This is a genomic window from Arcicella sp. GW821-FHT09D11 (assembly GCF_059416265.1).
Window position 1 is genome coordinate 340,093 of sequence record NZ_JBWKOV010000003.1, and the last position, 14,407, is coordinate 354,499.

At 33.9% G+C, this 14,407-nt stretch carries 12 protein-coding genes; 6 read left to right on the top strand and 6 right to left on the bottom strand.

Annotated features, from left to right (window positions below; translation table 11 throughout):
* Positions 1-390 precede the first annotated feature (390 nt).
* Positions 391-1,629, bottom strand: a complete 1,239-nt coding sequence (locus tag AC07N0_RS11600) for a GWxTD domain-containing protein (RefSeq protein WP_494589295.1) — start codon at positions 1,627-1,629, stop codon at positions 391-393.
* A gap of 334 nt (positions 1,630-1,963) precedes the next feature.
* On the opposite strand from AC07N0_RS11600, the gene AC07N0_RS11605 reads away from it, so the two are divergent.
* Both AC07N0_RS11605 and AC07N0_RS11610 read left to right on the top strand, forming a co-directional pair.
* Positions 1,964-2,734 carry a class I SAM-dependent methyltransferase gene (locus tag AC07N0_RS11605; RefSeq protein WP_492799892.1) on the top strand — a complete coding sequence of 257 codons (771 nt, stop codon included), beginning with the start codon at positions 1,964-1,966 and terminating at the stop codon, positions 2,732-2,734.
* Positions 2,735-2,876: 142 nt separating this feature from the next.
* Positions 2,877-4,016, top strand: a complete 1,140-nt coding sequence (locus tag AC07N0_RS11610) for a glucosaminidase domain-containing protein (protein ID WP_494589296.1) — start codon at positions 2,877-2,879, stop codon at positions 4,014-4,016.
* Positions 4,017-4,067: 51 nt separating this feature from the next.
* On the opposite strand, the gene mtgA is transcribed toward AC07N0_RS11610, so the two are convergent.
* From mtgA to AC07N0_RS11625, 3 genes are all read right to left on the bottom strand, one after another.
* Positions 4,068-4,871, bottom strand: a complete 804-nt coding sequence (gene mtgA / locus AC07N0_RS11615; RefSeq protein WP_494589297.1) for a monofunctional biosynthetic peptidoglycan transglycosylase — start codon at positions 4,869-4,871, stop codon at positions 4,068-4,070.
* A 140-nt stretch (positions 4,872-5,011) separates the two neighbouring features.
* Positions 5,012-6,136 carry a radical SAM family heme chaperone HemW gene (gene hemW, locus AC07N0_RS11620; protein WP_494589298.1) on the bottom strand — a complete coding sequence of 375 codons (1,125 nt, stop codon included), beginning with the start codon at positions 6,134-6,136 and terminating at the stop codon, positions 5,012-5,014.
* Between the two features lie 221 nt (positions 6,137-6,357).
* A complete protein-coding gene (locus AC07N0_RS11625) occupies positions 6,358-7,590 on the bottom strand; it encodes a M16 family metallopeptidase (RefSeq protein ID WP_494589472.1) in 1,233 nt (410 codons plus the stop codon).
* A 297-nt stretch (positions 7,591-7,887) separates the two neighbouring features.
* Between AC07N0_RS11625 and AC07N0_RS11630 the strand changes: the two genes are divergently transcribed.
* Together AC07N0_RS11630 and AC07N0_RS11635 are read left to right on the top strand one after the other, a co-directional pair.
* Positions 7,888-9,015 (top strand): glycosyltransferase family 4 protein, encoded by a 1,128-nt coding sequence (locus AC07N0_RS11630; protein ID WP_494589299.1) that lies wholly within the window; start codon positions 7,888-7,890, stop codon positions 9,013-9,015.
* A gap of 21 nt (positions 9,016-9,036) precedes the next feature.
* Positions 9,037-9,684 (top strand): O-methyltransferase, encoded by a 648-nt coding sequence (locus tag AC07N0_RS11635; RefSeq protein WP_494589300.1) that lies wholly within the window; start codon positions 9,037-9,039, stop codon positions 9,682-9,684.
* A 182-nt stretch (positions 9,685-9,866) separates the two neighbouring features.
* Here the strand turns inward: AC07N0_RS11635 and AC07N0_RS11640 are convergent, their stop codons facing one another.
* Positions 9,867-12,209, bottom strand: coding sequence for a LysM peptidoglycan-binding domain-containing protein (locus tag AC07N0_RS11640; protein WP_494589301.1), 2,343 nt, complete (start codon positions 12,207-12,209; stop codon positions 9,867-9,869).
* Between the two features lie 329 nt (positions 12,210-12,538).
* On the opposite strand from AC07N0_RS11640, the gene AC07N0_RS11645 reads away from it, so the two are divergent.
* Positions 12,539-13,111, top strand: a complete 573-nt coding sequence (locus tag AC07N0_RS11645) for a DUF3109 family protein (protein ID WP_492799899.1) — start codon at positions 12,539-12,541, stop codon at positions 13,109-13,111.
* Between the two features lies 1 nt (position 13,112).
* Entirely contained in the window at positions 13,113-13,433 is a 321-nt protein-coding gene (locus tag AC07N0_RS11650; RefSeq protein WP_492799900.1) for an MGMT family protein, read from the top strand.
* A gap of 39 nt (positions 13,434-13,472) precedes the next feature.
* Here the strand turns inward: AC07N0_RS11650 and AC07N0_RS11655 are convergent, their stop codons facing one another.
* Entirely contained in the window at positions 13,473-14,060 is a 588-nt protein-coding gene (locus tag AC07N0_RS11655; RefSeq protein ID WP_494589302.1) for a lipocalin family protein, read from the bottom strand.
* Positions 14,061-14,407 lie beyond the last annotated feature (347 nt).

Genomic DNA, 14,407 nt, shown 5'->3' on the forward strand with positions numbered 1-14,407 from the left:
ATAACATCTATTCGCAAGGGCATTCTCCTTAATCTTAAGTAGCTTTATCAATATTTGTAAAAATTGTACTTCTTCAAGATTCCTTCTAAAGGAGGAGGAACTCTAATGGCAAGCTAAAAAAAATGATTTAGAAAATGAATTTCTATAATTACTGTTAATAATTATAAAATATACGGAGGGGATTTATTTTAGGTAACATTTGGAAGAATATACGGCAGAAACAAAAAGGAAGCTGGGTAAATTAAAGAATGTAGTATAAACAAACGGGAAGAAACAATAAACCCACCCAAGGGATAACTTTAGGTGGGTTCATGATAGTATATTAATTGAAGAACTGCATTCCTTTATCATTGAAATGATAATTGAGCATTCTTCAAAATGGTTTTATACTTAAATTTTATCTCCATTTCGCCATTGTTCAACTGTTGGAAACCAGATGGATTGGTATTCTGCATAACGTTGTAGTTCATAATGGTCGTCAGCAAATTGATTAGCCCTTTTAGTAAAAGTAAAATTCACTTCTGAGTATTGGCTATTACGTGTATATGTCCACACTTCTTTGTCTTTAGTACGCGTAATTCTGGTTGGGTCGCCCATTACGATATATACCATCCCTTTATCCGTTTTCCAGCCTTCTTTATAGCTTGTAAAAAGCCTATTGGCTTGTTCTACTCTTTGATAGAAAGACTTGATCGTTCTTTTGGCTGTTCCTTGGTTTCCTTGCATGATATTTAACCAATAATTATCTAACGAACGCTTAGGGTCTTTAGAATTATACAAATCGCTTGTTTCAGCATTAGTACTTACATAAATCAAAGGTCTCACTAGCTTCTCTGGACGAGTAACTTTCGGGAATCGCTTATCTGACACTACCATCCCTATTCCATAAGATTCTGTGGTATCTCTCGTAAAATAATAAAGTGCATCACTCTTTAGGGTGATGGGCTGATTACTTGCCACCGTAAAAGAAGAATCTACATAAAGGCTTTTGGTGGCCGCTCTTGGCGTAGTAGACATCGGCGAAATGGCCGCCTCAAATTCATAACGATATTTAAAAACTTTAAACGTCTGCTGTTTGCCTGAAAGGCTTTTTAGCATGACAGTATCTTGAACAGTGAAGTAATTTCTTGCAATGGGCGTTTTTCCATTTTTATTGAAAAACATAAAATAATCACTTGATTTGCCCGATTGAAATCTTAGGAAACAATCATTTAAGATTTTATTCCCTGTTCTCAAATCCCTTATTTCAGTAAGAGCCAAGCCTGTTAGTAAATCTTTAGGTTTAGGAATATCAAACCAAACAGTGAATAATCCTCCTTCCTGACTAGCATTTTCCGCGGTAATAGCTACGTTACCATTTCCCAAACTTGTTTGTTTTGAATTATAGTCTGGATAAAGATTATAGGCAATGGCAAAATCTTTGGTTGCTTCTGCCAACGTAAATGTTCTATCAATATCAATACTTAAAAAAATCCTTATTGAAGTACCATTATCTAAAAATCTACTTTTACTTAGAAATCTCTGTAAAAGCACTTTATTATCACTTTGTTCTTTGCCTTTTTTAGGTGAAGTGGGACTACAACCTGCCAAAAACATTATAATCGGTATAATAAGAAGTATTTTTTTCATCAGTTTAAATGAATAGCTACTAGCTTGGGAGCTAATTGCATTGATAAATATTAGAAATGTTGACACAAATAAAAACGTCAATTAATTAGATGCTATAACGAAGTTTTGAGTTTATAACGAATTCAATTTAACAAGTATTTTCCTCATGTCAAGCAAATGCCTTAAATTTGGAATAAAATTAAAAATTATTTTTAATTAAAAGATTTACAATCGGAAAAGCCATTCACTAAAAACGACTAGTGGGCTATGTAAACAATTGATTACAAGCTTATTATTACTAAAACATAAAAAATTTAAAGATTTTAAAGTACAAATTCCTTTTTTACTCAATATCATGTATAAAACAACCGAGATTGCTTCTTCAGAAATTATTTCAGATAATCCTGTTCATCAACGATTATTATTTCCCTACATTGAAGCCGCTAAAATTGTTTCTGGAAACTTGTTAGAAATTGGCTGTGGAACAGGAAGAGGAGTAGCTGTTTTAGCTCCGTCTGTTTCAAACTATACAGGCGTTGATAAAAATGAGCCTTTGATGAATCAATTAACGGCTCAATATCCTTCGTTCAAATTTATTGATATGTTTTTACCCCCATTAAAAGGACTAGCTGACAATACTTTTGATTATATCGTTACTTTTCAGGTAATCGAGCATATTGAAGACGATAATGAATTTATCAAGGAAGCTCATAGAGTATTGAAACCGGGTGGAAAGCTTATTTTGACAACTGTTAATAAGAAGTACTCTCTTTCAAGAAACCCTTGGCATGTTAGAGAATACCTAGCATCGGAACTTAAAAATCTTATTCTTAAGCATTTTGCTAGTATCAAAACACAAGGAGTGCATGGTAATGAGAAGGTAATGAGCTATTATGAAGAAAATAAACGCTCTGTAGAAAAAATTACCCGATTTGATATTTTTAATTTACAGTATCGTCTGCCTAGATGGATGTTGCAGATACCCTATGATATTGCTAACAGAATGAGTAGAAATCTTATTCAACAATCAGATAATCAATTAGTAACAGGTATTACTTATCAAGATTATTTTTTATCTGATGATGCAGAGGAATGTTTTGACTTTTTTTATATCGCAACTAAGTAAAATTTTAAACAAAAGTTTCTATATTGCGTTGTGCTTAATGAGATAAAAAGTTAGGCACAATTCTTTTTTGTTAAGATTAACAAAAGGATTATTCTTATCCGCCGCTGAGTTAAAATCCAAAAAATCTAACAAATCATTAACAATGGTAAAAACCAGTTTTATTAACCAAGTAATAGGCATCTTATTACTGGGTTTTATTTTATTTGCATTTACTCCATCAAATAAAATTAATCGATTTGTATTTAATGTTGACTATGAAAAAAAAGTACAAGTTGGCGATGATGTAAGCTTTATCTTCCGTGTTGGAGATAATGTACATAGAGTAAAAGTATATTCTGATAATAAAAGTTTAGGCACAGCGATGGTTGAATCGAATAAGGCCGTATTCAGGTTCCTTTTCAGTTACCCAGGTGTTAAACAATTAAAATTTGTCGGAATATCTGCTAGGCATGATACGGTCAATGTATCATACGGACAAATCGTAGTCTCTGGTAAAACATTTGATAACAATGTTACCATTCTAGAACGCACTAATACAGGTAGGAATAACAAGCTATATGCCTCGATTGATGAAAATCTATCGCGTGATAGAATGCTACCGAAGTATCAATATTCAGACAATTTTACTACTTCGTTCAAGTTCCCTCCTACTCCAAATGAAGACCCTCTGGGAACAAACCAAAATGTTTATACGACAGCCATCGGACATCCTACGGCTGACGAAGCTCGTAATTTCATTTCGGACATCAGTCAAGATGCTCAGTATTTATCTCAAAAATATCAAGTTCCTGCTAGCATAATCATTGCGATGTCTGCTTTAGAAAGCGGTTATGGCTTTAGCAGAAATGCAGTATATGCTAACAACTTCTTAGGCATCAAACAATGGTGGGGAAATCCTTCAAATGCATATCAGCTGAAAGGTCAGCCTGATGAACATCAAGGAAAAGTTGGAATTATAAGAGTTACTGACATTGGTCAATATATCTACGATGAAGAGAATCGTCCTGATAACTGGTACAAACGCTTTAATTCTAGAAGAGATTGTATGACTTTTTTGGTAGAAGAAATCTTCTTACACAAAACAGGTCAATGGAAACGTGATTACAGCGATATACCTAAATTTTACAGAGGACAATTAGCAGCAGGGGTAGAAAAATATTCAGCAGCCTATACTTTTGTTTATTCAATTGGCGAGAAAGGGTATTCTCATAAAGGCGGTAAGTATTATGCCGATAGAGTGATGAAGTTAGTTGATAAATATAATTTAATCGCTTATGATTAATTTAGAAAGTATTTTAAAAATCGACTCTCTAAATCAACCATTTGTTTATCTCTATAACTCAGCGATGTAAGCTTTCCCTCCTAGTCCTCTCATTTGGCGAGTGATAAAGTTAGTTCTTCGTTGAACATACTTTGAAGGATTCGAAATTGAAAACCTATTAGGGCTTGGCAAAACGGCTGCGATTCTGGCAGCTTCTGTTCTGGTGATTGACTTAGCATTGTGCCCATAATAGCGCAAAGATGCGGCTTCAACCCCAAAAGTCATTTTCCCCATTTCAGCCACATTCAAATAGACTTCTAAAATTCTTTGTTTACCCCATACGATTTCGATTAGAAATGTAAAATACACTTCTAATACTTTCCTGACATAGCTGCGTCCTTGCCAAAGAAAAACGTTTTTAGCTACTTGTTGCGAAATAGTACTTGCTCCTTTTATTTTTTTTCCCTTTAAATTATAGCGAAAGGCACCCCACATCGCATTGAAATCAAAGCCAAAATGCTGAGGGAATAGCTGGTCTTCAGAAGCTACTACAGCTAAGGCTGCCTCTTTAGAAATATTTTCATAAGGTTCCCAATCTGAATGAATTTCCGAATCTCTTCCATCAAACAATGCTGTTACTTTACGGTCTATCATAGTTGGGGTTACCCAAATCGGAACAAACTTTAATACCAATACCCACGCTAGGGTAATAGAGATAAAGTAAATCAAGAACTTAATAAAAAGGGAAGCTATATATTGAAAAATGGGATGGCGTCTATTAAATATCCCAAAGGTCTTCCATGAAGATTGGAATAAGTTGGGGTTTAAATTTGAGTTCTCTTCTGGCGGAGGAGTTCTGAACGTATTTTTTGCCATGTAATATCACGATTAATTTTTATTGACTATTAATTCTTTTCTATTTACGCTTCAATAAACAGTACAAAGAAAGAATTATAATACAAATTTACGATGTTTCGTAGAAACGTATTTCTGATTAATAAAAAAGAGTTAAAAATTTAAGCGATAAATAAATCTGAGGCAATTCTATCTACAAACAATTTTCCTTTTTCTGTAATCAGCAGCGTATCGTCTTTAAGATAAATAAGTTTTTCTACAAATTGACCTGCAAGAATATCTTTTTGATAATCAAGGAAATCATTTCCTAACAATTGATTGAGCTTTTCTATATCACATCCCCACTTTGTTCTTAGTCCTGTGAGTAAATATTCATTGATTCTATCTTCGTTGGTCAGTAACTCAATAGTCGTTGGAACGAGACCTTTCTCCAATGATTTTAAATATTGAGCATTATTAGCACTATTATATTGGCGACTTTGATGGTTGAAACTATGAGCCGAAGGCCCAACTCCTAAATATTCTTCCTGTTTCCAATAACTGGTATTATGCCTTGCATATTGATTATTCCGAGCGAAATTAGAAATTTCATATTGCTCAAAACCATTATCCGCTAAATGTTTGACTAATATCTCGAATTGTTGACTAGCAAACTCATCATTGATTACTTCAATTTTCCCTTGTTTCAGCCATTTCCCAAAAACAGTTTTAGGTTCTATTGTCAAACAATAAGCAGAAATATGATTAAGCCCAAGGTTAGTAGCTTTCAATAAGTCATTTTCAAAAATAGCGTGACTTTCCGAAGGAATAGCATAGATTAAATCGACCGTTAAATTATGAATACCGCTATCTTGAGACAACTTAACACAGGTTTCAGCTTCCTGAGCAGTATGAATCCTATTGATTTTCTTCAGATGATTTTCGTTAAATGATTGAATCCCAATACTCATTCGATTAATACCAAACCGTTGAAAAAGTATTATTTTTTCCTTTGTCAAATCATCTGGATTCGCTTCTAAAGTAATCTCTGCACCTTCATTTACGCTAAAACATTGATAAATTGTTTCAAAAATCAAGGCTAAATCATGCTCATCCAACAATGAAGGCGTACCTCCGCCAAAGTAAATCGTTTGTAATTCCTTATGTTGAAGATAATCCTTCTGAAGTTTTATTTCTTGGCAAATCGCTATGATGATTTCCCTTTTTAACTTTAACGAAGTGCTAAAATGAAAATCACAATAATGACAAGCTTGTCTACAAAAGGGAATGTGGATATATAAATGCAAGTGTCTACAGCTTTAAAGATAACAACTTTAAGGCAATTAAATTTTTATATAATATTGAAGCTGTTTAAACTTTCCCTTTCGGGTTAAACTAAGTCTTTTAGAATAGCTTGTTCCAAAATTTACTCAACGTATCGATGCTATGCTTCCCAAATTTTGAAAAAATAAATTCAAAAATACAATACTTTCACCTAAGAAACGGAAAGTTTAAACAGCTTCATTAATTACTCGGGCAAAAATGTCAAATAGCTCAAGTCTTTTTCTTGAAACATTTCGTTGGCTAAATCTTGTAATTGACTAGCCGATACTTTCTTGATTTGCTCAAATAAATAATCAAGACTATCTATTCTATCAATGTCTAAAAGACTTTTGGCCATCATCAACATGAAACTCATATTCCCTTCTTCCGACATCGCCATTTGCCCCATTAACTGGTCTTTGGTATTTTGTAGCTGAGTTTTAGTTAAGGTAATATCTCTCAACTTTTTCAACTCTTTCAAAATCAAATCGTTTACTTTATTCAATCGTTTTACTTCGGTAGCAAAATAAATCCCCCAATATCCCGTATCAATAAAAGGCGTGTAGCCAGCATCAATGGCATACACCAAGCCATTGCGTTCGCGTACAGCCAGATTCAACCTTGAATTCATCCCAAACCCTCCTAATAAATTGACCAACATAAAGAAGGGTAATCGCTTATCGTCTGCCAATGCGAATGATGTTCTTCCGATAGCAACATGGGCTTGGGTAATACTTCTTGTAATGCTGATATTCTGAGGTTTATAATCTGTTGGAGGAATCCTGATTAAATTAGAAGATTTAGCAGGAATATCTTTTAAAAACTTCTCAACTAGCTGTATTACTTTTTTAAAAGGCAAATTACCGATAGACGAAAAAATAATTCTTTCAGTATCAAGATTCTCAGCGATAAAGTCAAATAAATCTTTTTTATTGAAATTCGAAACGCTTTCCTGATTTCCCAATGTATTTTTTCCCAATTGATGATTAGCAAAGACAATTTCATCAAAATCATCTTGGATAGCATCTTCTGGTGAGTCATAATACATCGCCATTTCTTCTAAAATAACGCCTCGCTCACGCTCTACTTGTTTATCTGGAAAACTAGAATGAAAGGTGATATCTGCTAATAATTCTAGTGCACGTTCATAGTGAGGAGTCAGAATAGAAGCATGAAAACAGATTTTCTCTTTCGTAGTATAGGCATTCAATTCTCCTCCAACTATTTCTAATCGGTTGATAATCTGCAATGACGTACGCTTTTTAGTACCTTTAAAAGCCATGTGTTCCCAAAAGTGAGCCAAGCCTTGCTGATGAGCTTTCTCATCACGACTCCCCATATCCAACATGATTCCAATGTGTGAAATCGCTGTATGTGTTACTTGTCGATGTACTACTCTAATGCCATTCGATAATCTATATTCTTCTATTTCTAACATGCGTATCATTTACAAGCAATTTTATCCATAATATATTGCTCGTTTTTTATAAAATATAATCTAATTTAAATACAAAGTTAAGTAATTTTAAGCCTTGTTATATCATAAAACAAATAGTGTTAAAATATTCGTCACTAGCATTCTGTACTAGTGATATATTGGTATAATTTGCGAAACAAATCATTCTCATTTTTATTTAACCCAATTCAAGGTAATTTTGTGCAGAAATCTCTGAAATTTATTTTCATTTGATTCAAAAGTTAAAACAAATCACTATCCACCAATTATTTAATAAAAATGAAAATCGGGTTTGATGCCAAAAGAGCTTTTAACAATAATACGGGTTTAGGAAATTATAGCCGATTTATCATTGATGCTCTTTTAAAATATAGCACTAAAAATACTTATTTTGCCTACACTCCTAAGGTAAGCACAGCTCCCTTTACTGAAAAATACCTAACGACACCTTCTCTTAATTTCAATCTCAGAATGCCGACTTTCAAAAAACTGAAATCTTTCTGGAGAAGTTTTTTGATTACTACTGATTTAAAAAAAGATGGTATCGAGGTATTTCATGGACTTAGTAATGAATTGCCTATTGGTTTAAAAAGAAACAACATCAAGGCTATTGTAACCATCCACGATTTGATTTTTGAGCGTTACCCAAACCTATACCCAGCCTTCGATAGGTTTATTTACCAGTTGAAATTCAAGAAAGCTTGTCAATATGCAGATTTGGTTATCGCTATTAGTGAACAAACCAAACGGGATATTATTGAATACTACCAAATTAATCCAGAAAAGATTGCCGTAGTTTATCAAGATTCCGATGATGTTTTTAAGGAAAAACTTAGTGAGGAAGACATTGAAGCGGGTAAAGCTAAATACAATATTCATAAAAAATACCTGCTTTGTGTAGCTACTATTACCGAACGAAAAAATCAGTTATTACTCGTAAAAGCATTTCACAAATTACATCTTTCAGACTATGAATTAATATTAGTAGGAGGAAAATCAGTCTATCAAAAACAGCTTGAGGAGTATATATTGGAACATTCACTTAGCAATATCAAAATATTTAACAAAGTGCCTTTTGCAGACTTACCAGCTTTGTATCAAGGCGCATCCTTGTTTGTTTATCCTTCGCTATTCGAAGGCTTTGGCATTCCTATTCTAGAAGCGCTCCATTCGGGGATTCCTGTTATTGGGGCAACTGGTTCATGCTTGGAAGAAGCAGGCGGAAAAGGTGCTTTATATGCAAACCCAGCAGATGTAAACGATTTGTCGAGCAAGATTTTACAAGTTTTATCCAACAAAACAATGCAGAAACAAATGGTTTTAGATGGACAACAACACGTCGCTCAGTTTTCTGCTGAAAATATTGCCTTACAATTACAATCACTTTATCAGCAAGTTTTATCATAATAATCTTTTAAAATTATCACAATGGACTTTTTACCTAAAAATATCAATGATTATTCGGAAAGCCATACTTCTCCAGAAAGTGAATTATTAGCCAATCTTAACAGAGAAACACATGCTAAAATCCTTCAATCTAGAATGCTTTCAGGGCATCTACAGGGAAGAGTGTTATCAATGTTTTCCCATATGTTGCAAGCTAAAACTATCTTGGAGATTGGTACTTATACAGGTTATTCTGCATTATGTTTGGCTGAAGGATTAGTTGAGGGTGGGAAAATCATAACTATTGATATCAATGAAGAATTGGAGAGCTTTACAAAACAATTTTTCTTGTCATCCGACTATGCGGAAAAGATAGATTACAGAATTGGAGATGCGGCTGAAATCATTCCTATGCTTTATGAAACATTTGATCTTGTCTTTATTGATGCTGATAAAATGAGTTATCAAAAATATTACGATTTGGTATTTGATAAAGTACGAAAGGGAGGTTATATCATTGCTGACAATGTACTTTGGAGTGGAAAAGTCGCTAATATTGAGCCTAATAAAAAGATTGATAGGGATACTCAAAACTTATTGGATTTCAATAAGATGTGTCATGAAGACCCAAGAACTGAAAACATACTGATGCCTATCAGAGATGGATTGATGATTTGTAGGAAGAGATGAGGAGACTTTAGGACTGGAGGACTTTAGGATTTTTAGACTTAAGACGCTAGACAAAAGACAAAAGATGTGCTTGCATATTATATCTTATGTCTAACATCTTAAAGTACTTAGTGTTAAAGTCTAACGTCTCAAAGTCTTGTATCTAGCGTCTTAAAGTCCAGAGTCCTAAAGTCTCCTCCTCCTCACTTCTTAATCAATATCCTCTGCCCTACGCTTACTGAGAAATTCTTGAGGTTATTCCATTTTACAATTTGCTCTACAGTAACACCATATATTTGTGAAACCTTGAATACTGTTTCCCCTACCTTCATGATATGGTATATATTGTTTTCACTAGGCTTCACTACCTTCTTGATAGCCTTAGGCGTAACAGCCCCATAATCACTTGTTTCAACGAATTTACTGCTATTTTTAGAAAACCATAATTGCTGGTCTATTTCTACAGTATTAGTAGTTAAATCATTCCATGCTTTAAGGTCGGCAACAGTAACTCCATGTAGTTTAGCAATGCTATAAAGTGTCTCTCCAGCATTTACAGTGTGGATATTTCTAGAAGAATTCTTAATCGCTTCTAAATTTTTTCTGTCTACTTCTTCTTTTGTAATTATTCTAGGGATTTCAGTCTTGGTATTTGCAGGGTCATCTTTTGTCAACACCTTACTAGGATTATTGATAATAGTTGGCGTTCTATCAGTCGCTTCTTTAACCTTTACATCCGCAACTTTCTCATCCTTTTTACCATCCAATTTCTTTTCACTTTCATAAGCTCCAGAAATAGGCGTACTCCTCACCTTATACACTTTGATAACTTGTCCTACACGTAGTTTTTCATCAAGCCTTAAATCATTCAAGGTTAAAAGTTCACCTATCTTCATATCATATAGTTGAGCTATTGAGAAATAGGTATCTTTTGCCAATACTGTATGATTTTTTAACTCTTTAGTTACTATTTTTTCTTCTATAATAATTTTCGGAGGGCCTGCTGGGTCAGTAAAAATTGGTCTTGTTTTATCACTGACCTGAGTATTATCTTTTACTACAGGCACTGTACTCTCTTTGGTAGTAACTCTATTATCAATTACGCCCGACCCTGAAGGCTTATTATCTTTAATGGGAACTTCAGTTGGCTTCTCCTCCTTTGGTTTATCCAGAATTACGACAGATTTAGTCGTATCTACTTGTTTTGGAGGTGTCGATACGATAACTGTTTTTTCAACAGAGTTCACTTTAGGCATCTCCACATATTGAATCGGCGTATCTGGTCTCGTATCAATCAACCATAATAGCCTTCCTTTTTGTAAACGCTGTAAGGATGCTATTCTATTTTTTGCCATTAAGTCTTCTAGATAAATGCCATACATCTGCGAAATAGACCAAAGTGTTTCTATATCCTGAACAGTATGATACGCTACCATTGCCTTGCGGTCTTTTTTCTTTAGATAATAAACTTCGTTAGGAATAATTCTGCTATCAATATCCAAATCATTGTATTTTAAAAACCTATGCAGATTAACATCTGCTCGGCGTGCTATACTTTCTGGTGTATCCCCTTCGATAGCCATTATTCCCTTTTTCCCATTAATCTCAAAATAAATAGGCTCTGTTTTACTATTCCCTTGTGTGAGACGCACCAATACAGGAAAACCTAAATCATTTGTATTATTTTTATTGCCATCATTTTTTTGATTGGCATTGTTCTGGCTCAATTCTTTAAACTTCTGTGTAGTCATCGGTACATACACAATATAGTCTTTGTCTTTAGGCACTGATGAGCTTTTTAACCAAACATTATTCACGGCTATCACCGAAGGAGCTACCGATAATTCGTTCGCTATTTCAGTAATGCTCTTGCCTCTACTATTACTATACTCATATAAAAAATCACTTTTAGCATTATTTTTTACTTTGTTGTATTCAATCTCTAATAGATAGCGATGAGCCAAAAAACGAAGTAAATACCAATCTGTAGTATTTGTAACCGTAATTTCCTTTTTATTCGCCCAATCTGTAGCTGGGTGGTTTTTGATAGCTCCCTGCCCAATTCGGTAAGAAAGCACGGTAGTCATCCAATTGTTTAACAACGAATTACTTCTGTTCAGATAAATAGCGGCTGCTTTAGTAGATGCCGCAAGGTGTTTTCTTTCATCTACTATTCCATCTACCCTCAAGCCTATTTCTTTGGCAGTTTCACTTTTAAATTGCCAGTAACCTACTGCCCCAGAAATAGAGATGGCATCTGGGTCAAAAACACTTTCTTGTACACACAAATACTTTATTTCATCGGGGATACCAGCATCAGCTAAAATCTTTTCTATGACTGGAAAATGTATTGCCATTTTATCCACCAGTACATCAAGGTATTTACGGTTATTGTTTAAACTCTGTATTTCTTTTTCAATAATACCCTTAGCATAACTATCATATTTTACGTTGATAGACCCAACTTTAATACTACGAGGCAAAGACTGACCTCTAGATAAAGTGTAAGAAAAAAGCATTAAAACCGCCAAAAAATACTTGTTCATAATTTAGAAATTCTAAGAGAAATAACATGAAAAGAGTAAGCTTCCATCCTATTTACCACATAATTGATTTATTTCCTTGAGTTGTAATCCAATAAAAGATTAATAGCTTATATTAAATTAATGAAGATAAAAAATTTACCTAAAGTAATATTAAACCTTCAATATTTAATTATCTCAATAAAGATATCTAAAAATACCTTGTCTTAAATTAGTGGAGTATTAAGGGTTAATTATTGTAATTTCAGTCATTACATTAAAATTTACTGTAATTTTGCGTTATCTAAGGTGTTAAATGCATGCTAAGATATAAACGAAAATAAAAATTTATTATGATATTGATAGAAGACACAGTCATTAGCGACGACATTATCGAAAAGTTCTTCGTTTGTGATCTTATCAAATGTAAGGGCGCTTGTTGTGTGGAAGGTGATTTGGGAGCTCCACTTAATGATGATGAGCTATCTATTATGAATCAAGTCTATCAAGAAGTAAAGCCTTATCTCTCACAAGAAGGAATTAAAACGATTGAAGAAGAAGGCATTTATGTAAAAGATTGGGAAGGCGACTATTCAACACCTGTTATCAAAGGTAGAGAATGTGCCTATGCTATTTATGATGATAGAAATACGTTGAAGTGCGGGATAGAACAGGCTTATTTTGATGGAAAGATTTCATGGAGAAAACCTATTTCTTGCCATTTATACCCTATCAGGATTACGAAGTACGAGCATTATGAAGCCCTCAACTACGACCGCTGGCACATTTGTTCAGATGCTTGTTCTCATGGCGAACAACTGGGTGTTGAGCTATATAAGTTTTTGAAAGAACCATTAATCAGAAAATATGGCGAAGCTTGGTATCAAGAGCTTTTGAACGAAGCAAGAGACAGAGAACAATTATAAGATGGAAAACAATTTTGATGATATTTATCAAGTGGTTAAGCTAATTCCATTTGGCAGAGTAAGTTCGTATGGAGCCATTGCTGAATACTTGGGAGGGAAAAGGGGTGCTAGAATAGTGGGTTGGGCGATGAATGCTGCTCATACAGACGATTCAATACCAGCCCATCGGGTAGTAAATCGTAATGGTGTATTAACTGGCAAAGCCTTTTTTGGTGGCAACAAAATGCAAGAGTTACTGGAAGCCGAAGGAATTATTGTAAAAAACGATAAAATCCAACATTTTAAAGAACTCTTCTGGTCTCCTACGAAAGAATTATTATAAAAAAAGAGCCATTTCTCATGCGAAAAATGGCTCTTTTTTTTAGCTTCTCGGCATCATCCGATAGGTTACATTTACTTTCTGGGTATCTTCATCTACAATTCCAGCATAAAAGCCAGCAAAGACAACCGCAGTTGGAATATCAATTTGACTTAAGTCTTGAATATTCCATTTTACTTTTTTGGCATCAATGGCAAGATGTAAATCCAAATGGTTTTTATCGGTTGTAATGATATCCCATTGTATTTCTTCTCCATCTTCAAAAGACATCAATAGTTTGGAATCATCATCCTTCAATGCCCAAGTACCATGGTGAATTTTACCAGCGCCATCCGTATAATCTACTTCTTCATCACTTGTTAATCTGAAAGCCTCCTTTGAATAATCATGTAAATTAGCGGCGACACCTCGTTCATATAATACATTTCTACGAGCGTCAGCTTGATAATTCACTACATTTATTATCCAACTTTTGGCTAACATTTTTGTAAGTAAAGCATTGCTTTTGTGGGGAAGTACCGCTTGTTGTATTTCGTGTGAAAGGCTACTCTGTTGCTGTTTCACCTTACAAGCATAAAGTACAGAACCCAATAAAAGAACGGTTACTGTCGATTTAATCAATTTTTTCATATCCTTGATTTGGGATTTAAGTAAACCTCTTTTGGCTTACGTGAACAATAATTAAAGAGTGACTCGAAAAAAGACGAAACTTTAACAAAAAAAAATAATGTTTGAATATTTAAGTAATTAGGATTTTTTCTGTGGAAATTGTTTCCTGGTATTTATCAGGATAATGAAATAACGATAAGTAAGCTACTGAAATACAGCAGTTAAAGAAAGGATTATATTAATGTAAATTCAAAGAACGATTTTGTATATTTCCACAGATACAATGCAAAGATAAGACATTTTTTTGGAAAAATACAACCGTTTAATAAATAAGCACCACTACGGCTAGGTTTAGGGCACAGGCAGAA